The organism is Pedobacter alpinus, assembly GCF_042684645.1.
Classification (GTDB): domain Bacteria; phylum Bacteroidota; class Bacteroidia; order Sphingobacteriales; family Sphingobacteriaceae; genus Pseudopedobacter; species Pseudopedobacter alpinus.
Genome location: NZ_JBHULV010000045.1, coordinates 75761 through 97191, shown reverse-complemented (window position 1 = coordinate 97191; position 21431 = coordinate 75761). Strand labels below are relative to the sequence as shown.

Sequence of the window (21431 nt, the reverse complement as noted above, 5' to 3'; positions counted from 1 at the left end):
AGCTATCTTTTTGAACATTTATCCCACATATTTTTACAATTCTGACATCCCACTTATTTAATTGAGGCTACTTTTACTGCTTGTGATGGTTTTCTTAAGTATAAACTTGAGCTTATCATTACAGCCAATTAACCCGAACTTGCATTACATACGTTTTGCACAGCAGTAAAATAAAGGATAACCTAAATTTAAGAGATAAATATGAAGATTGAACAGATCATTCTATCGGCTATTGTTTTAGCCACATCAGCTTGTACACAAAACACAAAAACCACCAACAGTGCAGATAGCACATCTAAAACTGAAAATTTATTTGAAGGTGCAGTTTCTCAACCTTTAATTACAGAAAGATTTAGCGCAGATCCATCTGCCCATGTTTTTGATGGTAAAATTTTCATTTATCCATCTCATGATTATGATGCTGGTATGCCAGAAAATGATAACGGCGATCATTTTGCAATGAAAGATTACTATGTTTATTCATTAGATAGCGTAGGCGGAAAAGTAACCGATTATCCGATGGCCTTAACGGTTGAAGATGTGCCATGGGCAGTTTCGCAAATGTGGGCGCCAGATATTGCGTTTAAAAACGGAAAATATTATTTCTATTTTCCTGCCCGTGATAAAGATGGTGTATTTAGAATTGGTGTTGCCGAAAGCGATAAACCGCAAGGCCCTTTTAAAGCAGAAACACAAGCTATAAAAAACAGTTTTAGTATAGATCCAGCTGTTTTTACAGATACAGATGGTAAAAGCTATATGTATTTTGGTGGAATATGGGGTGGGCAATTACAAAAATGGGCGACAGGAAAGTTTGATGCTAAAGGTTCGGCTACAGATTTAGAAAAAGATGATCAACCGGCATTATCTCCTAAAATGGCAATGCTTGCAGGTGATATGAAGGAGTTTGCTGAAACACCAAAAGATATTAAAATATTAGATGAAAACGGGAAAGAATTCTTAGGTGGAAACCACGAAAAACGTTTCTTCGAAGCTTCATGGATGCATAAATACAATGGAAAATATTATTTTTCTTATTCTACAGGTGATACCCATAAAATAGTTTATGCTACTGGAGACAATCCTTACGGTCCGTTTACTTATCATGGAGTTATACTTAATCCTGTTGTAGGCTGGACTTCTCATCATTCTATTGTAGAATTTAAAGGTAAATGGTATTTGTTCTATCATGATACGCAAGTTTCTGGAGGAAAAACTCATTTAAGAAATGTTAAAGTTATAGAGCTAAAATACGACGTTGAAGGGAAAATTTTACCAATTGATCCTTATGGTAAATCAGCAAAATAATATGAGCTTAACATCAAAAATTATCTTCATTTAAAAACTAATTCTTCTTATGCTTAAAAGTTTAAATTTTGCAAAAATATTGAGTTTAACTGCTTTTCTTGTGGTATCATCAATATTTGCAAAAGCCCAAAATCAAAATTATCTTTTTAATGATTACTCCAAATCTTTTGAAAGCCGTGTTGATGATTTGGTGGGGCGTTTAACCCTTGAAGAAAAGGTTTCACAAATGATGAATTCTTCCCCGGCTATAACACGTTTAGGGATTCCGGCTTACGATTGGTGGAATGAAACTTTGCATGGAGTAGCAAGAACGCCGTTTAAAGTAACAGTTTATCCGCAAGCAATTGCAATGGCAGCAACTTTTGATACCACTTCTTTATTTAAAATGGCACAATTTTCTGCTTTAGAAGGTAGGGCAATTTATAATAAAGCCGTTGAAACCGGAAGAACCAATGAAAGGTATTTAGGTTTAACTTACTGGACACCAAACATCAATATTTTTAGGGACCCAAGATGGGGACGTGGGCAAGAAACTTATGGGGAAGACCCGTTCTTAACCGCAAACATGGGCGATGCTTTTGTACGTGGTTTACAAGGCAACGATTCTAAATATTTATTAGCCGCAGCCTGTGCAAAACATTATGCCGTACATAGCGGTCCTGAGCCTTTGCGCCATGTTTTTGATGTAGATGTAAGCGCTTACGATTTGTGGGACACCTATTTACCTGCTTTTAAAAAGTTGGTGGTAGATTCTAAAGTTGCAGGTGTAATGTGCGCTTATAATGCTTTTAGAACGCAACCTTGTTGTGCAAGCGATATTTTAATGACGGATATTTTGCGTAAACAATGGAACTTTACAGGTTACGTAACTTCTGATTGTTGGGCAATTGATGATTTTTATAAAAATCATAAAACTCACCCAGATGCTGCTTCAGCTTCTGCTGATGCTGTACACCATGGTACTGATGTTGACTGTGGAACAGAAGCTTTTCTTTCTTTAGTACAAGCCGTAAAGGAAGGGAAAATTACTGAAAAGCAAATTGATGTTTCTGTTAAAAGGTTATACATGATTCGTTTTAAATTAGGAATGTTTGATCCACCATCAATTGTAAAATACGCACAAACACCTTTTTCAGTACTTGAAAGTGCAGCGCATAAAGCACAAGCTTTAAAAATGGCTCAACAGTCTATCGTATTACTGAAAAACGAGAAACAGACTTTACCATTAAAGAAAAATCTTAAAAAAATTATAGTACTTGGTCCAAACGCAGATAATCCGATTTCTATTTTAGGTAATTACAACGGAACACCATCTCAATTGACTACTATTTTACAAGGCATAAAAGATAAAGTAGGCAAAAACACCGAAATAATTTACGAGAAAGCGGTTAATTATACCAATGATACTTTGTTGGTTTATCAGGATTTAACTAAACAATATTCTTTTGAAGGTAAACCGGGTTTTAAAGCCGAGTATTTTGACAATACAAAATTAGAAGGTAGTCCAAAAATGGTAACTAATGATAAAGATTTAAACCATTTTTGGCAAGAAGGACAGAAGTTAGGAACAATGACGGCTAATGATTTTTCTGCTCGTTATACCACAAATTTTAAATCCTCAACAACAGGCACTATCACTTTTGAAGTAGAAGGAGATGACGGATATCGTTTTTTAGTGAACGGAAAAGAAGTATTAAATGCTTGGGAAAGAAACAGGTGGGGCGCTCGTATCTATCAGTTAAAAACCCAAAAAGATGCGGTTTATAATTTGGTTTTAGAATACTGGCAAGGGGGCGGAAAAGGAAATGTAAGGTTAAGTACCGGAAATTTTGAAGCTACCAATATGTTAAATTTGGCCAACAAGCATAAAGATGCAGACGCATTTATATTTGCTGGCGGTATTTCTCCGCAGTTAGAGGGCGAAGAAATGAAAGTGAATTTCCCTGGTTTTGAAGGGGGCGATCGTACTTCTATTATGCTGCCAGAAGTGCAAACTCGTATAATGAAAGCTTTACAAAACACAGGCAAGCCAGTTGTTTTTGTAATGATGACGGGTAGTGCAATTGCCACGCCTTGGGAATCGGAAAATATTCCCGCAATTATAAATGCTTGGTACGGTGGCCAAGCAGCGGGTACTGCTGTTGCCGATGTTCTTTTTGGAGACTACAACCCAGCAGGGCGGTTACCAGTTACATTTTACGCCAGCGATGCAGATTTAGATTCTTTTAATAATTACAATATGGATAACCGTACCTACCGTTATTTTGGTGGGAAGCCATTATACGGTTTTGGTTATGGCTTAAGCTATACATCTTTTAAGTATGATAAACTAAACATTTCTAGTGGTATTAAAAAAGGTGCTGCCGTTCCGCTTTCTGTAAGGGTAACCAATACCGGTAAATTAGCCGGTGAGGAAGTTGCACAACTATATTTAGTTAATGAAAACTTAACAATTAAAACAGCCTTAAAAGCACTTAAAGGTTTCCAAAGATTTGAGCTTAAAGCTGGTGAAAGTAAAGAACTAAAATTTTTATTAACGCCAGAAGATTTATCCTATGTACATGCTGATGGCACAATGAAACCACTTACAGGTAATATTGAAATCAGCATCGGTGGAAGCCAACCAGATGAAAAAAATGTGTTAAGCGGAAACATATTAACCAAAACCATTTCTATTGATTAAATAAAAAAATTAAATATGAAGATTATAAGAAGTACCTCAGTTATACTATTGATAATCTTTTTAGCCATAAAAGGATATGGAAATGATGCACATGAATTATGGTTAAAAAAACAGCCTGCAAAAAGTGTTGTAATATCATCAAACAACAAATCTGTTATTGTAAACAATGCAATTGAAGCTTTAAAAAATGGCTGGCAAGGCGAAAACAATGCTCGATTAAAATTAAGGATTGTTAAAGATAAAGCCATTAATAACGACGGCTTTAAATTAGATAATAATCAAATAAAGGCCAACACACCATCCGGTATTTTGTATGGGGTTTATGAACTTTTACGTCGCCAACAAACTGGCGAAAATACAAATTCAATACTTTCAAATCCATCTTATCAAAACCGTATTTTAAACCATTGGGATAATTTAGACGGCTCTGTAGAACGGGGTTATGCCGGGAATTCTATTTTTTGGAGAGGAGAAAAGGACCTTGCTGTTACCGCTAATGACCTTGAACTCTGGAAACAATATGCTATAGCAAATGCATCTATTGGGATTAACGGAAGTGCAATAAATAACGTAAATGCTTCTCCTAAAATGCTTTCGAGTGCTGTTTTGCAACGGGTAAAAAGCATTGCAGATGTTCTCCGTCCTTTCGGAATTAAAACCTATTTATCTGTAAATTTTGCATCGCCAGCTGTATTAGGTGGTTTAAAAACTTCGGACCCGCTTAACGCTGATGTAATAAAATGGTGGAAGGCGAAAGCAGATGAGATATACAAATTGGTTCCAGATTTTGGTGGTTTTTTGGTAAAAGCCAATAGTGAAGGCGAACCTGGCCCACAGGATTTTGGGCGGAACCATGCAGATGGTGCCAACATGATGGCAGATATCTTAAAGCCTTATGGCGGAATTGTGATGTGGAGGGCTTTTGTTTACAGTCCTTCTAACAAAGACCGAGCATTACAGGCTTATCTTGAGTTTATGCCTTTTGACGGGAAATTCCGTGATAATGTGATTATACAGGTTAAAAACGGCCCAATTGATTTTCAACCTCGCGAACCTTTTAGCGCTTTATTTGGTGCTATGAAAAAAACTTCGGTAATGCCCGAATTTCAAATTACGCAAGAATATTTGGGTCACTCTAATCAGTTAGCTTTTTTAGCACCAATGTGGGAAGAAACTTTAAATAGTGATACCTACCAAAATGGCGAAGGCAGTACTGTAGCAAAAGTGACTAACGGAAGTATTTATAATCAAAAATATACCGCTATTGCAGGTGTTGCAAATATTGGCTTAGATAGCAACTGGTGCGGATATAATTTTGCCCAAGCAAACTGGTATGCTTACGGCAGATTAGCTTGGAATGATAAGTTAAAAAGCAGCCAAATTGCTGATGAATGGTTAAAACTCACTTTTAAATCAGAAAAAGAAAATGCTGATAATTGGACAGTGGGGTTTTTAGAGCCTGTTAAGAAAATGATGTTAGAAAGCCGAGAAGCAGTAGTTAATTATTCTATGCCATTAGGTTTGCATCATATTTTTGCAGCACATCATCATTATGGTCCTGGCCCTTGGTGGGCACCTAAAAATGCCAGACCAGATTGGACACCACCCTATTACCATCAAGCAGATAGCACAGGGCTTGGTTTTAATAGAACAAAAACCGGTAGTAATGCGGTAAGTCAATACCACGAGCCTTTAACATCACAACTTAATAATGCAGCTACAACACCAGAAATTTATTTACTATGGTTTCATCACTTATCTTGGGATTATAAGACCAAAAGTGGACGTAAATTATGGGATGAGCTTTGTTACAGTTATGATAAGGGTGTAAATCAAGTCAGAGATTTTCAAAAAACTTGGGATAAAATAGAAAATTACGTTGATAGTACAAGTTTTGTAGAAATGCAAAAACTATTGAAACACCAAGCATTTGATGCTAAGGTTTATAGTGATGCCTGTGTAATGTATTTTCAGCAATTTAGCAAAAGACCCATTCCTTTTGAACTTGAAAGACCTGTGTATAACATAGAGTTTTTGCAATCGATTGACCCGCGTTTAATATATCAAGAAGGTGGAAATTTTAATACAAGTAAAATTCTTAATTCTAAACACTAATTCTCTTAATTAAAGCGCTAAAAATAGCCTTCCTAAGTTGTTTCTGTAATATTAGTGACACAAAAACGCCTCAGATCATATTTAAACAGTGTTTTTTAGGAAATTGCGGCTTTGAACATTTAGTGTCTTAAATTGAACATTTGTAACATTGCTACCCGGGTAATTTAAATAGTTTTACATTTAAGCATTAAGCTTTAACCAAATACAAACCTACTTTGTCATCAAAGTATTCTTATTAAAAAAAACTAAACCATTTGCTGGTGTAGGTGAAATTTGGAAATTGCTATATGCTTGTAATTAACCTAAATTATTATAAACTAAATTTTATGAGAAAAGAAATTTTACAATTCTATTTTAACAAAAATTGGATAACCCTTCGGGAAACCCGTCTAATTTTAATGTTAACGGTATTTCTATTATCTGCATTAACTTCTGTTGCCCAGGTAACGGTTAAAGGGAAAATAATAGACCAAACTGGTCTTGGACTTCCAGGAGTAAGTGTGAAAGTTAAAGGCACCACTACGGGTACACAAAGTGATGTTAACGGTAACTATACAATTATATCACCAAGTAAAGTTGCAGTTTTGGTTTTTTCTTTTGTGGGTTATTCTACACTTGAAAGAACGGTTGGAGAACAGTCAACCATCAATGTAAATTTGGTTTCTGATGCCAAAGCATTAGAACAGGTAGTTGTTGTTGGTTACGGTACACAAAAAAAGAGCGATGTTACAGGTTCTGTTGTATCGGTAAGTGGAGATGCACTTAGAGAAGTGCCAACAACTAACGTTATAGATCAGTTAAAAGGTAGAGCTGCAGGGGTAGATATTCAAAGCAATTCTACACAACTGGGTTCTAGTGGTCAAATTCGTATTAGAGGAGAAAGATCTTTAGGTGCAGGACAAGGTGATGCTGATCGTCAGAACTCACCCCTTATCATATTAGATGGTATCCCATTTACTGGTGGTATTAACGAAATCAATCCTAATGATATTGAAAGTTTAGATATTTTAAAGGATGCTTCTGCAACAGCAATTTATGGATCTAGAGGTGCAAGTGGTGTTATTTTAATCACCACAAAACGTGGAAAAGCTGGTAAAGCAGTAATTAGTTACGATGCATTTTATGGCTTAAACAACAGATTTGCAGAGTATGATTTTTTTAATGGAGAAGAATTTGCAGAATTTAAATTAGCCGCAGCAAGAGGAAACTCTATTTCGCCTAATACAAATCCTTACGCAATAAGCCCTGTTGAAAGTACAAATTTGGCTGCCGGTGTTAATACCAATTGGCAAGACATTATATTTAGACAGGGTTTTGTAACAGATCATCAATTAGGAATTTCTGGCGGAAATGAAGCTACTAAATTTTCTATGGGTGCAGGTTATAGAAAAGAAGAAGGCATTGTTTACGGTCAAGATTATAACCGTATAACGCTTCGTACAACTTTAGACCATCAGGTAAATAAAAGGTTAAAAATTGGTCTTAATTCTTTAAATAGTGTTGGAATTAGTCAGGATGGAGGTCGTTTCCCCGTTGGCGGATCGTTAAGAATTAGTCCTTTATTCTCACCATACAATGCAGATGGCTCGGTAAATTTAAGACCTCAAGAAGGTACTTTAGATGTTGAACAAGTTAGCCCCTTAACCATTAGAGATGATGTAAATACTAATCCAAGTAGAAGATTATCAACATTTAATAGTTTATATGGTGAATTTGAGATTATAAAAGGTTTAAAGTATAGAACCAATATTGGTTTAACTTACGGTCAGGTACAAGGTGGTGCATATACAGCTCCAAACACTTATTATAACTCAAGTAGATTGGCTTCTCAATCAAATGCTTCTGTTAATAATTCAGAAAACTGGGCGGCCCTATGGGAAAACTTGTTAATTTATAACAAGGTATTTGCCGAAGACCACAATGTAACCTTCACCGGTTTATTTAGTATGGAAAAAAACCATAACCAAAGCAGTGGTTTTAGAGCTAATGGAATACCAGCAGATTATATCCAAAATTATAATTTGGCGCAAGGGGCAACCTTAAATGCTGATAATGGTGGTTTCACAGAGCGAGGTTTGATTTCATACATGGGTCGTTTAAATTATAGCTTTAAAGGAAAATACCTATTTACAGCTACTTTAAGAAGAGATGGTTCTTCCGTATTGTCTCCAGGCTTCCAATACTACAATTATCCGGCTTTGGGTTTAGGGTGGAATATTTCTGACGAAGGATTTATGAAGAATGTTAATGTTGTTTCTAGTTTGAAGCTAAGAGGAGGGTGGGGTATTACAGCTAACCAATCTATTGCGCCGTATTCTACACAAGGTTTATTAAGTAGCGGAACAAGCTATCCATATAATTTTGGTGCAACTGGCCAATTAGGAGCCTTAGTTACAAGTTTAGCAAATTCTTCTTTAGGTTGGGAAGAAACATCTAACTACAATGTAGGTTTAGATTTTGGATTATTTAATAATAGAATAACAGGCGCTATTGAAGTTTACACACAAGAAACTAAAGACATATTACAAAGCCTGCCTTTACCATTAAGTGGAGGGGCCGGAACAACAAATGTAAATTCTGGTAGAACCAAAGGAAAAGGATTTGAATTTAGCGTGAGCAGTAAAAATGTTGTTAGCCAAAAAGGTATCAACTGGTCAACAGATTTTTACATTTCTAAATTCAGTAATGAAATTACTTTTCTAAGAGAAGGTTTATTAGAAGATTTTGGTAGAGGATGGATAGTTGGACAACCTTTTAACATTATTCGCGATTTTAGAAAAATTGGTATTTGGCAAACAGACGAAGCTGCAGAAGCCGCAATATACAGCCAAGTTCCAGGCCAAATAAAAGTTGAGGATGTAAATAAGGATGGAACTATTAGTGCTGCTGATTTACAAATTATTGGAAACTTTCAGCCAGATTTTGATGCTGGTTTTACCAATAGGTTTAGCTATAAAGCATTTGATTTATCTATAGTAACTTTTGCAAGGATAGGCCAAACGGTTGCTTTGCCTTATTTAACTGCTGATGGTAGTGCCCAAGGATATCCATTTTTTAATAATTCCAGAGTTAACCAATATAAAGTTAATTATTGGACTCCTTTAAATCCAACAAATGATTTTCCTGCTCCAGACGCAAGTGCTGATAGATTTATTTATGCATCAACTTTAGCTTACAGAGATGGCTCTTTTATTAAAATTAGAAGTATCAATTTAGGTTACAACTTACCATCAAATTTATTAACAAAAACAGGTTTAAGTTCAGTTAGAGTTTATGCTACGGCAGTTAATCCGTTTATATTATGGTCTCCATTAGTTAAAAGTGGTTTAGCAATAGATCCAGAAGGCAATGGTTATGGTGGTGTTGCATCCTCAAACGGGTCAGCCACTGGGCAAAACGTTACGGGAAGAGCGATTACGGTGAATTTAAATAATCCGCCTACACGTACCTTGCAATTAGGTGTTAATGTTAAATTTTAATATTTATCAATATGAAATTATATAATAAAATATTCATTGTTACAACAGCATTAGCAACGTTAAGTGTTTCTAGCTGTAAAAAATTACTAGTAGAAGAGCAAAGAACAGCTCTTAGTCAAGATTATTTAGCATCTCCTGCAGGTATTGTTGCAGGTATTACAGGTGCTTATTCTGATATGCGATTTTTGTGGGGAACAGAAGGTTTTTCTATTCAAACACAAGGAGGTACTGATGAAGTGTTAGCTGGTGCTAGCGCTGGAGGATCAACAAATACAATGATCTATACTAACCTCGCTAGTTTGTCAAACGATTATGCACCAACATTTCAGCTTTCATACCAAGATATCAACACTTTAAATGGTGTTTTACAATTTGGTCCAGCTGCAAGTTTCCCAACAGATTTAGAAAAAACACAGGCTTTAGCGCAAGCTAAGTTTATGCGAGCGTTTTTATATTATAATTTGTTAATTACTTTTGGTAATATCCCACTAAACACATCGTTTATTACTATCCCAACAACGGCGGCCGCACCTTCTCCAAGGGCTGATATTTACAACTTTATTATCAAAGATTTAACAGAGGCTTCTACAGAGTTGCAAAATGTACCTACAGCGCCATTTTTAGGTAAAGCAGCCACTAGAGCCACTGCTATGTATTTGTTAGCTAAGGTTTATTCAACTAGAGGTTTTTCTGATGTGGCGCAGCCAACAGATTTTCAGATGGCTGCTTCAACCGCTCAAACTTTAATTGATAATAAAGCAAGTTACGGCGTAGATTTATGGGAAGATTATGCAGATGCCCATAAACCCGGCAATGAGTATGGTAAAGAAACACTATTTGTAGTTGATTATAATAACGACCCAAGATTTGGCGAGTTTCAACCTGGTGCTTCGGGCGGTAGAATTAACGGAACTGCTTACTTCCAGCGTCCAAACTATCCAACCGTAAATGCAAATTACCCAGCAAGCGGAGGCGCTGCTGTAATGACAAGGGACGTTGCCAATGGTCGCCCATTTATCAGAATGCGTCCTAATACCAATTATGTAATCAACACAGCATTTAATAATAGAACTAATGATACTCGTTATGATAAAACTTTTCAAACCGTATGGAGAGCTAACACTGCAGGTATAACTACTCCTAGAGGTACATTAACTGTTGGAGTTGATACTGCTATATGGATGCCACCTTTTGAGGTAACTGCTGCGAGAAGAACTGCTTTTAAGGGTGTGATTTTTACGCCAACTGGAGCTAATGGGGCTAATGCTTACACCAATGTTTTTTTTCCATCAATGAAAAAATATGATGACCCAAGCCGACCTGGAGTAAATGACCCTTCAACCCGCCCATTTGTGATGTTTAGATTTGCAGATGTTTATTTAATAGCAGCAGAGGCTTATCACAAATCAAACAATAATAGCAGAGCTGCGGATATGATAAATGTTTTAAGAAGAAGAGCTGCTTTTAGCACAACAAGAACAGCTGTGCAAAATGCCGCCGCCGCATTAGCAAATCAGATTACTGCTGCAGATGTCACTTTAGATTTTATTTTAAATGAACGTACTCGCGAGTTTTATGGCGAACATTTAAGATGGTGGGATTTAGCCCGTACCAAAAGTTTAATTCAAAGGGTTAAAACATATAACGAACAAGCAGCTCCAAATATCCAAGATTTTCATATCCTGAGACCGATACCACAAAGACAAATTGATTTGGTGACTAGTGGTCCAAAATACCCTCAGAATGATGGTTATAACTAAGTTAATAATTGGTTCTTATCGATAAAAAAAATAAAATGAAAAAAATATCAATCCAATGTATCGTTATCCTGTCTTTTATAGCGGTAGCGGTAACATCTTGTAAGCCAGATGTAGAGTTTAATAGTTTAAATAAAGGAAACTTTACAGATACGGAAGGAACTTTAAAAGCAGCATCGCCTTTTCAAATCGGTTTTGCCGTTGATAATCCTGCATTTTCAAATAATGCAGCATACAGAGACGCTGTTTCGCAAAACGGTACTATTATCACTTTTGAAAATTCTATGAAATATGGAAGTATTGTAAGAGATGATGGGACATTTAACTTTACTAATGCGGATGCATTAGCAGCGGCTGCACAAAGCGCAGGCCTAGCTATACATGGGCATACGTTGGTTTGGCATTCACAAGCAAACGTGTCTTACCTTAATAGTTTGGGCGGTAGCCCGGCACCAGTTGTAGTTAATTTACTAAAAAATCCAGGTTTTGAATTAGGTACGGGTGTTGATTTTACAAATTGGTCAAAATACAATGGTGCTGCTTCATTTTCTGCGGGTACTGGTGGCGAAGTTAGAACTGGTTCTAGATCATTAAAAGCAGTGGTGGCTGCAGCCGGACAACAGTTCAACGTTCAGATGGCTAGTGATTTAATGCCAACAACTATTGGTGTGAGGTATAAATTTTCATTTTATATCAAAGCTACAGCACCAGGCGGTAGAATGAGAGTTTCTACAGGCCCAACAGCCCAGTATCAAGGAGATCAAACTATAGGGACTGATTGGCAATTGGTAAGTTACGAGTTTGCTGCAAATACCTCAGAAACAAGAGTGTTACTAGATTTAGGAGCTGTTGCAAATACTTACTTTATTGATGATGCTTCTTTTGTAGATGCAACTCCTGCACCAGCAGTAGATTTAGGACAAGTAAAAGTTAGGGTTGATGCCGCCATGAAAGCCTATGTGCAAGGAATGATTAACCGTTACAAGACAAGAGGTGTTAAAAGCTGGGACGTGGTTAATGAAGTATTGGCCGATGACGGCAAACTACGTACTGGTGCAAATACAGGTAACACTTACCACTGGTTTGCGGTTTTAGGTAAAGATTATATTGGTAATGCTTTTAAATATGCTAGGGAAGCAGATGCAACTGCCGAGCTTTACATTAATGATTATAACTTAGAACAAGGCAACCAAGTAAAAGTTGACTCTACTATTGCTTTAGTCACTAGATTAAGGGCGCAAGGAGTTCCAATTGATGGTATTGGCACACAAATGCACATCAACGTCAACTCTTCAAGAGCAGGAATTATAAATTCCCTTAGAAAGTTGGGTGCTACAGGTTTGAAAGTTAAAATAACCGAATTAGATGTGAGAATTAATGTTGCAAATGCAACCACATTTACGCCAACAGAGTTTTCACTTGCATTACAAGCAGAGATGTACAAGTTTGTGGTAGATCAATATGTTAAGTATGTGCCAGCTGCACAAAGGGCTGGTATTACGTTTTGGGGAGTTGATGACCCTAGAGGGTGGTTAAATACAGCTACTAGACCAGAGTTTGCACTTTTATTTAATGCAGATTATACTAAGAAACCGGCTTTTGCTGGTGTTTTGCAAGCTTTAAAAAGTGTTAAGTAAACTCCTTGACAGCAATTGAGATAAATTTCTAATAGCGATAGGTTTGTTTACCTATCGCTTTTTTAAAGCCAGCATCAAAATTTGAACCTTGTATGTTTTCACAGTCTATTGCCAATCTGTAATTTCATCAATTAAGTTCCTTTGTCCGTAAGTGTATAAAGATCAATGAAATGAGAAAGCTTTTAATTTTTATTCAGGTAATTTTTTATCTAAGCAGCGCTAGCGCTCAAACATTTAAAAGCAGCAGAGATAGTATTAATCATTTCAACCAAATTGATTATCAACAAATGCTAAATCTTCTAGGTATAGAATCCTTAAGACCCGGGCCTTCCGGTAGCCCCACCGCAGAAAACGTAGCCAATGTTGATGAGTCAAAAGCTACACCTTACGCCAGTCTGCCGGATCCGCTTACATTAAATAATGGCGAACCTGTAAACACCGCAGAAGTTTGGTGGGATAAACGTCGACCACAAATAGTGGAAGATTTCGATAGAGAAATTTACGGCAGAACGCCAAAAAATTTACCCAAAGTAATTTGGGAAATAGTTTCAGAAACGAAAGGTTTTGAAGGCGAAATACTAGTAATTACCAAACAATTAATTGGTCGGGTTGATAATTCAAGCTTTCCGACTATAGAGGTAAATATTGAACTTACACTCACAACCCCGGCCAATGCAAAAGTTGCGGTACCGGTAATAATGGAGTTTGGCTTTAAATTTCCTGCAAATTTTAACAGACCAGAAAGGCCCGCAAACTCTCCACCAGATTGGAAACAACAATTAATTAACGAGGGTTGGGGATACGCCATTATTTATCCCAACACCATTCAGGCGGATAACGGAGCTGGTTTAAAAGAAGGGATTATAGGTTTAAGCAACAAAGGGCAAGCCAGAAAAGTTGATGACTGGGGTGCTTTAAAAGCATGGGCCTGGGGGGCAAGCAAAGCTTTAGACTATTTTGAAACCGACCCCTCTGTTGATGCTAAAAAAGTAGGAATTGAAGGGGTGTCCCGTTACGGGAAAGCAGCATTGGTAACCATGGCTTTTGATCAGCGTTTTGCAATTGGCTTTATTGCTTCTTCCGGGCAAGGTGGAGCAAAAATAGCAAGAAGAGTTTACGGAGAACAAGTGGAAAACGTGGCTTCATCTAGCGAATACCATTGGATGGCTGGTAATTACATCAAATACGCTGGACCATTAACCCCAAACGATATGCCTGTAGATGCTCATGAATTAATTGCCTTATGTGCTCCAAGACCAGTATTTATTAGTTGTGGTTCGCCAAAAGTGGAGGGCAGTTGGGTGGATGACGTTGGAATGTTTTTAGGAGCAGTCCACGCTGGACCAGTTTATAAATTGTTGGGAAAGCAAGATTTAGACACAACAAAATTCCCAGAGATAGAAACTTTTTTAAATGGAGATATCGCCTTTAGGCAACATATTGGAGGGCATACCGCTGCACCAAACTGGAGTTACTTTATACAATTCGCTAAAAAATATTTTTAAATGATCAATCAAATAAAATTCAAGTTTATCCTATTCATATTACTTTTTGCAAGCGTTTCTTTTGCGCAAACCAAATTAACTAATCCAATTTTGCCGGGTTTTTATCCAGACCCAAGCATTGTTAGGGTTAACGATGATTATTATTTGGTCAATTCCACATTTGTTTACTTCCCTGGCATTCCGATTATGCACAGTAAAGATTTAATCAACTGGAAGCAGATTGGAAACGGAATCGAGCGTCCATCGCAAATGGATTTTTTAGGTGAGGAGGTTTCCCGAGGATTATTTGCACCCGCAATCAATTACCATAAAGGAATTTTTTACATCACTTGTACAGATATTGACAATGATGGTAATTTTGTGATAACAGCGACTAATCCGGCTGGACCATGGAGCAACCCGGTGTTAATCCCAAATGTTAGAGGAATAGATCCTTCCTTGTTTTTTGATGAGGAAAAAACTTACATCGTTTACAACAGTGATGCTCCGGATAATAAACCGCTATATCAAGGGCATCGAACAATTAGAATGTACGAGTTTGATAAAGAAAATTTAAAAACAATTGGTAAAGAAATCCAAATTGTGAACGGAGGAGTTAACCTTGCAGAAAAACCAGTTTGGATAGAAGGGCCACATATATTTAAAAGGAACGGATTTTACTATTTATCAGCGGCTGAGGGAGGTACATCAGTTAATCATTCGCAAGTTATTTTTAGGAGCAAAAACGCAACTGGGCCATTTATTCCTTATGAAAACAACCCGATTTTAACACAAAGAAATTTAGACGCAAATAGAGAAAAGCCCATAACTTCTACTGGTCATGCACAACTTTTTAAAGGTCCAGATGGCAATGACTATGCGGTATTTCTAGCGGTTAGGCCTTACGAAGGCAACTTTTATAATACCGGTAGAGAGACTTTTATTGCACCTGTAAAATGGACAAATGACTGGCCGGTTATCAATCCAGGTTTTGAAGAAGTGCAATATTCCTATCCGGTTAATTATCCTGAAATCCAATTGAAAGGTCAAACACCCTTAAACGGTAATTTTAATTATCGCTATAAGTTTGAAAACCTGTTTAACAACAACTTTCTTTTTTTAAGAACCCATGATTCTTCATGGTACAAACTTAATAAAGGTAAAATAACCATGAATTTGCTGGCTACTACTTGCTCTGAATACGGTAACCCAGCATTTGTCGGCAGAAGGCAACAACACATGAAATCAACCGTCGCTACACAAATGAATTTTAAAACCGAAAAGGAGAACGAGAAAGCTGGCTTGGTGGCTTTTCATAACCAAGACCATTATTACTACATCTGCAAATCTTCAAAAAACGGAAAAGATGTAGTGGAACTTTATAAAGCAACGCCATCAGCAAACAAGATGGAATTAATGACTTCCGAAACTTTAAAAAAGAATTCCAAAAACTTACAACTGAAAATAACAGCAAATAAGGATAAATACGCTTTTTACTATTCGGAGAAAAAGAATAAATGGATGCTTTTAGAAGATGATGTGGACGGCAAATTTTTAAGCACAAGCATGGCAGGCGGATTCGTGGGAACTTTATTCGGAGTTTATGCTACATCAGTCGGGGAAGATTCTTCAAATAAAGCAACTTTTAATTATTTAGAATACAGTGGTCATGATAAATAAGGATTCAATATCAACTCAAATATTAACCCAATATTAAATTAAAAGAGATGAAGAAAAACTTTACTAAAGCTTTAATTGTTGCGATAGGATTTGCAACAGCTTTTACAACACTAAAGGCCGGTGCGCAAAATTTATTAACAACCAGCCCATCTTTTGAGGACGGATCAAATACTGGGCCTGGGAGCAGTTTAAACGGTGGTTCATGGGCAAGAATAAATACTGGTAATTCCACTCCAGTACAAGATATTTTATATCGAGAAACCGCTTCCCCAACTGCTCAAAACGGGACTTTTTATGCTAAAGCCGTAACTCCAAACGATGCCACATTTAACACTCCTAGTACGCTTCAAGCTATTAATAGCCAAAATTTAACCACTGCTTTAACAAACGGCGTAACTTATAGAGTTTCATTTTACTACCAAAATTCAGCTAGTCATACATTTAGAGTAGCAATAGAAAACTCTGACGGTACAGGTTTCGCCACAACACAGCAGATTGACATTAGTACAGCGGCAGCAATCTGGACTTTTGAGTCATTTAATTTTGTGATGAATACCACTACCCTAAATAACGGAAGACTTAAAGTTCAGTTTGGAGCTAACGCAGGGACAACACTTGTGGATAATATAACGATTGAAGATGTAGCGACCCTACCAGTAACGCTATCAGCATATAACGCTTCAATTAGTAATACATCAGTAAACTTAAGTTGGGAAACGAGCTCAGAAAACAACAGTAACCGGTTTGAAGTGCTAAAATCTACAAACGGAGTTGATTTTACATTGCTAGCTAGTGTACTTTCCGTTAATAAAGCATCAAAATATGCTACTGAAGATAAAAATCCAGCATCAGGAACAAATTACTACAAATTGATTCAATACGATAATGATGGTGTAGGGACAGATTACGGTGTTAAAGCGGTAAATTTTGACTTGCAACAGGCGGTTAGCTTAATTTATCCAAATCCATCAACCACTCAATTTTCATTACAGCTTAATTCTCTACATCAAAACCGAGTTAGTTTGAAAATAATCTCTAGCGAGGGTAAAGTTGTTCAATCCGAAACGGTTGACGCAAACTCAGGGGTATCAAATCACTTGGTAATTCTAAACGGAAATGTTATGCCGGGGCTATATATCGTACAGCTTAGCGGTAAAGAATTGAATCAAAATTTAAGGTTAGTTATAAAATAGATGAGGATTTAGGTGGATAGCATTCATGTGTATGCTATCCATTTTTTCTTCTCAAATCATTACAAAATAAATCCAGAGAGATTAGATAAAGGCAAAACAATACAAAACAAACTACTTATTCAAAATGAAAAATTTCAATCACTACTCCTTATTTCTATTGCTTTTACTGATGTTCTCATCATGTTCTGTTCAAAAAAATGAGAGAAATGAAAACAAAGGTTTAAAAGACTATTACAAACCCTATTTCCCGATGGGAGTTGCCGTTGCTCCTCGCGATTTAAGCGGAGCTTCCGCCGATTTTATTCGTAAACATTACCAAAGTATAACTCCAGAAAATGCCATGAAAATGGGACCTATTCATCCTCGCAAAAACTATTACTATTGGAAAGATGCGGATTCCATCGTTTCTTTCGCTACCAAAAATAACCTTAAAGTACGCGGACATGCTTTGGTTTGGCATGAGCAAACTCCTGATTGGCTTTTTAAAGACGCCAACGGAAATGAAGTGACTAAAGAAGTGCTTTTACAACGTATGAAAGACCATATCTTTACGGTCGTTAATCGGTACAAAGGAAAAATTTATGCTTGGGATGTGGTTAACGAAGCCATTGATGATGACCCTTCCAAGTTTTTAAGAAATTCGTTATGGTACAAAATCTGTGGCGAGGACTTTATCATAAAAGCTTTTGAATATGCTCACGAGGCCGACCCAAATGCAAAACTATTTTACAATGATTACAATGCTGTGCGCCCAGGAAAAGTTGAGCGAATTCATCGTTTGGTAAAAAAACTGGTAGATGCAAAAGTGCCGATAAATGGTGTGGGTATCCAAGCACATTGGTCAATTTTTGAACCTTCAGAAGCAGATTTAACCAACGCGATAGAACAATATGCATCACTTGATTTGGATGTTCAAATCACAGAATTGGACATGTCCATTTACCCTTGGGAAAAAGAACGCAGAGCCAAACGCCCGGGAGAATCTGATGCACTTACACCAGAATTAGAGCAAAAACAAGTGGAACAATACGCCAAAGTTTTTAGAATTTTTAGAGCAAACAGTAAAAGCATTACAGGCGTTACTTTTTGGAATTTATCCGACCGTTACAGCTGGCTAGATACTTATCCGGTACAGGGTAGAAAAAATTATCCATTGTTATTTGATGCTGATTTTAAACCGAAAAAGGCTTTCTGGGAAGTCGTAAATTTTAAATAAATGAAAATTTTTTTTGCAAGTATATTTTTAACTCTTTTATTTCCCACAAATAGTGCAAAAGCGGTAGAGACTGATTTCTATGTTTCTTTCGCTAAAAAAAATGGAGCGTTCCCGTTGAATGAAAACGGTAAAATCCCTTCATTATACATCAGTGAAAACGAATGGGCGGGTGTGAGCCGGGCTTTTAAAAGTTTTGCTGAGGATTTAAAACAGGTTTCTGGTAAACAGCCTGTTTGGTTAAGCGATATTAAAAAAGCCAAAGGTTCGGTAGTAATTGTAGGGACTATCGGTCATAGTAAAATAATTGATGAGCTCATTCGGCTAAAAAAAATCGATATAAATGGAGTAAAAGGAAAGTGGGAAAGCTCCATCACGCAAGTGGTAAACAATCCTTTTCCGGGTGTGCCGAGTGCTTTAGTGATTGCAGGAAGCGATAAACGGGGAACCATTTTCGGGCTTTACACTTTGTCGGCACAAATGGGGGTTTCGCCTTGGAACTGGTGGGCAGATGTTCCGGTAAAAAAACATGGGCAAATTTACGTTTCGGAAGGGAAACACTTATTCAAAGAGCCCGCAGTTAAGTATCGTGGGATATTTTTGAATGATGAGGCTCCCGCATTAAAAGGCTGGGCATTTGAAAAATTCGGAGGTTTAAACCATCAATTTTATGAGCGGGTTTTTGAACTTATACTACGTTTAAAAGGCAACTACCTTTGGCCGGCCATGTGGGGAAATGCTTTCAACTTTGACGATAAACTCAATCCGGTTTTAGCCGATGAATACGGAATTGTGATAGGAACTTCGCACCATGAACCTATGCAAAGAGCGCAACAAGAGTGGAAACTGTTTGGCAAAGGCGAGTGGAATTACCAAACTAATGAAACCGTTTTGAAGGATTTTTGGCGCAATGGCATCAAAAACATGGGCATTAAGGAAAGTATTGTAACCATAGGAATGCGAGGAGATGGCGATGAGCCAATGACGGAAGGAACGGCAACAGTATTGCTAGAAAGAATTGTAAAAGACCAAAGAGAAATAATTGCGGATGTAACCAAAAAACCTGCATCAGAAACTCCGCAATTGTGGGCTTTATATAAGGAAGTGCAGGATTATTACGATAAAGGGATGCGTGTACCCGATGATGTAACCTTGCTTTTATGCGATGACAATTGGGGAAACATCCGAAAATTACCTGCTTTAGATGCCAAACCAAGAAAAGGCGGTTACGGAATTTACTATCATTTTGATTATGTGGGTGGCCCACGAAGCTACAAATGGTTAAACACCAATCCAATCTCGAAAATTAGGGAGCAGATGAATTTGGCTTATGAATATGGTGCAGATAAAATTTGGATTGTAAACGTGGGCGATTTAAAACCAATGGAATTTCCAACAGAGTTTTTTTTGGATTATGCACTCGACCCTAAAAAATGGACCGCTGATAATTTACAGCAATACACTTGTGATTGGGTAGAACAACAATTTGGAAGAGAATATGCAAAACAAATTGCTGAGATTATAACGGACTACAGCAATTTTAACGGCAGGCGTAAACCCGAGATGTTATCGTCAAATACTTATAGTTTGGTAAATTATCGGGAGTTTGAAACTGTGGTTGAAGAATATAATGCCTTACTCGCCAAAGCTCAAAAAATTGAGGACGAATTGCCAAAAGAATACCACGACGCTTATTTTCAGTTGGTGTTGCATCCGGTTTTGGCTTGTGCGAACCTTAACGAACTATATTTTACAGTCGCTAAAAACCGGTGGTACGCCAAACAAGGAAGAACAGCAACAAACGACCTCGCCAAAAAAGCACAAGAACTTTTTGATAAAGACCAAGCGATTTCATTTATGTATAACAAAGAAACTGCTGGCGGAAAATGGAATCACATGATGGACCAAACGCACATTGGATACACTGGGTGGAACCAACCCGATGGCGATATGATGCCAAAAGTGGAATCTATTAGTATTCCACAAAAGGCAGAAATGGGTTTAGCGGTAGAAGGAAGTGTGTTGGAAATTTCCGCAGATAAAGCCGGTGTTTTACAATTTGATGCAAACAATCAGAAACGGTACATCGAGATTTTTAATAAAGGAAAACAAGCGTTTGATTTTAAAATTAGCGCCAACCAAGCATGGTTTAAACTGAGTAATGAAGGCGGAAAAATAGAAAAGCAAGAACGCATCTTGTTACAACCAGATTGGGATAACATTCCTGTTGGCTCACATAAAGTTTCGATAAGCATTGCGGGAGCAGGAAAAACCTTAATGATTGACGCTATAGTTAACAAAGCGTCAAATCAACTCGAATCACAACCTAATTTCTTAGCTAAAGACTCATATTTGGCTTTAGAAGCTGATGAATTTACAAGTGCAAACCCAATAAAAAACTGGGAGGTTTTACCTCATTACGGACGTACAAAATCCGGCGTCACACATATTCCGATAACGCAAAGTTTAAAGAAAGAAGAAACGCCTTCGCATTTTTTGACTTACGAGATAAACGTACAGAACACCGGAAAAGTAACAGTTAAGTTTTTGCTTTCGCCGAGTTTAGATTTTTTAGATAAAGGTGGATTACGCTTCGCAACATCTTGGGATAAAGAAAGCCCAAAAATCATCAACATTCATGAAAACGAGAATTTGCAAGCCTGGGAAAAAGCAGTGGGTAACAGCATCAGAGAAAAATATTTTGTTCACACTTTTACAACCACAGGTAAACATCAACTCAAATTTTGGTTTGTTGACCCTGGTGTGGTTTTACAGAAAATAATTATTGATAACGGTGGACTTGCAACCAGTTATTTAGGACCTCCACCGTACCAAAAAAATAAAAGCAATTAAAGTTTATTTAAAATGATTTTGGTAAATTA

At 37.0% G+C, this 21431-nt stretch carries 11 protein-coding genes; all 11 read left to right on the top strand.

Annotated features, from left to right (window positions below; all coding sequences use genetic code 11):
* The first annotated feature begins 201 nt into the window (after positions 1-201).
* The 11 genes from ACFSSE_RS12990 (at position 202) to ACFSSE_RS12940 (ending at position 21402) form a co-directional block, all read left to right on the top strand.
* Positions 202-1308: a glycoside hydrolase family 43 protein gene (locus tag ACFSSE_RS12990; RefSeq protein WP_379047266.1), complete on the top strand. Its 1107-nt coding sequence runs from the start codon at positions 202-204 to the stop codon at positions 1306-1308.
* Between the two features lie 49 nt (positions 1309-1357).
* Positions 1358-3991, top strand: a complete 2634-nt coding sequence (locus tag ACFSSE_RS12985) for a beta-glucosidase (RefSeq protein WP_379047263.1) — start codon at positions 1358-1360, stop codon at positions 3989-3991.
* A gap of 15 nt (positions 3992-4006) precedes the next feature.
* A complete protein-coding gene (locus ACFSSE_RS12980; protein WP_379047260.1) occupies positions 4007-6106 on the top strand; it encodes an alpha-glucuronidase in 2100 nt (699 codons plus the stop codon).
* A gap of 326 nt (positions 6107-6432) precedes the next feature.
* The gene (locus ACFSSE_RS12975) at positions 6433-9585 is read left to right on the top strand and encodes a SusC/RagA family TonB-linked outer membrane protein (RefSeq protein ID WP_379100971.1); all 3153 of its coding nucleotides are present in this window, start codon (positions 6433-6435) and stop codon (positions 9583-9585) included.
* An 11-nt stretch (positions 9586-9596) separates the two neighbouring features.
* Positions 9597-11345 (top strand): RagB/SusD family nutrient uptake outer membrane protein, encoded by a 1749-nt coding sequence (locus ACFSSE_RS12970; protein WP_379047254.1) that lies wholly within the window; start codon positions 9597-9599, stop codon positions 11343-11345.
* Between the two features lie 35 nt (positions 11346-11380).
* A complete protein-coding gene (locus ACFSSE_RS12965) occupies positions 11381-12979 on the top strand; it encodes an endo-1,4-beta-xylanase (protein ID WP_379047252.1) in 1599 nt (532 codons plus the stop codon).
* Between the two features lie 170 nt (positions 12980-13149).
* Positions 13150-14484, top strand: coding sequence for a glucuronyl esterase domain-containing protein (locus tag ACFSSE_RS12960; protein WP_379047249.1), 1335 nt, complete (start codon positions 13150-13152; stop codon positions 14482-14484).
* Positions 14485-16143: a glycoside hydrolase family 43 protein gene (locus tag ACFSSE_RS12955; protein ID WP_379047246.1), complete on the top strand. Its 1659-nt coding sequence runs from the start codon at positions 14485-14487 to the stop codon at positions 16141-16143.
* A 47-nt stretch (positions 16144-16190) separates the two neighbouring features.
* A complete protein-coding gene (locus ACFSSE_RS12950; protein WP_379047243.1) occupies positions 16191-17336 on the top strand; it encodes a T9SS type A sorting domain-containing protein in 1146 nt (381 codons plus the stop codon).
* A gap of 124 nt (positions 17337-17460) precedes the next feature.
* The gene (locus tag ACFSSE_RS12945) at positions 17461-18552 is read left to right on the top strand and encodes an endo-1,4-beta-xylanase (RefSeq protein WP_379047240.1); all 1092 of its coding nucleotides are present in this window, start codon (positions 17461-17463) and stop codon (positions 18550-18552) included.
* Entirely contained in the window at positions 18553-21402 is a 2850-nt protein-coding gene (locus tag ACFSSE_RS12940) for a glycosyl hydrolase 115 family protein (RefSeq protein ID WP_379047237.1), read from the top strand.
* Positions 21403-21431: the final 29 nt, after the last annotated feature.